1 protein-coding gene is annotated in these 945 nt (G+C 64.4%); it reads right to left on the reverse strand.

Annotation, left to right across the window (positions count from 1 at the left end; genetic code table 11):
- On the reverse strand, positions 1–945 hold a 945-nt coding region (locus ACFQ4G_RS21895), incomplete at both ends, for an Ig-like domain-containing protein (protein ID WP_379041119.1).

The following is a 945-nucleotide window of genomic DNA, read 5'->3' on the forward strand; positions in this document are numbered from 1 at the left end:
CGCATCGTCGGACGCGGCGCTGGCGTTGTCATACACCTTGTACGTGAAGGTGGTGTACGGATCGCCGTTCGCATCGGCGACCGGCACGAAACGCAGATGGCCGAGGTTGATCTCCGCCGTGGTCACGCTGGCGCTGGCGCCGACGTCCTGCCATGCACCACTGACGTAGGCCTGCAGCTTGCCAGCACCTGGCGCGGCCGAGATGCTGACCTTGGTCATCGCATCGCCGGTGTTGAAGTCGCTGAAGTTGAAGTCCGACGCGCTGAAGACGTAATTGGTGTCCTCGGCCGTAGTGACGGCGCCGCCAGTGCTGGTCGGTGCGACGTTGGCCGAGGTGATGGTCACTGCAACAGGCTTCGCATCCGTCAGGGCGCCATCCGAGACCGACACACTGAAGGTATCGCTCTGATCGCTACCGTAGCTGTTGGCCGTGTAGCTCACCTTGCCGTCGATGACGTCCTGCTGCGTGAACGAGGTCGCAGCCGTGCCGTTGACCGTGATGGTGCCCTTGCCCGGCGCGCTGGTGACGGTGTACGTCAGATTACCGTTGCCGGTATCGACGTCAGTCGCGTTCAGGTAGCTCGTGCTGAGCGTGATGGTCGCGCCCTGGCCCACAGTGACGGGCGATACCGCCAGCACCGGCGCATCGTTCACCGGATTGACCGTGATGCTGACGTTGTAGGTATTGCTGCCCGAGCCGTCGCTGACCGTGTAGGTGAAGCTGTCCGGGCCGTTGTAGTTGGCGGCCGGCGTGTACTCGTAGCTGCCGTCGGCATGCACGACCAGCGTGCCGTGCGACGGGCCGGTCGCGCTGGCGTAGGTGATCGTGTCGTGCTCGACGTCGGTGGCTGCCGGCAGGTTGCCGGTGGCCCTGGTGTCTTCGTTGGTCGTGATCGTTCCGTCGGCGGCCACTGGCAGATCGTTCACTGGCGTGACCTTGACGGT

Origin of the sequence: Methylobacterium marchantiae (genome assembly GCF_042679825.1) — a bacterium.
GTDB lineage: Bacteria > Pseudomonadota > Alphaproteobacteria > Rhizobiales > Beijerinckiaceae > Methylobacterium > Methylobacterium marchantiae.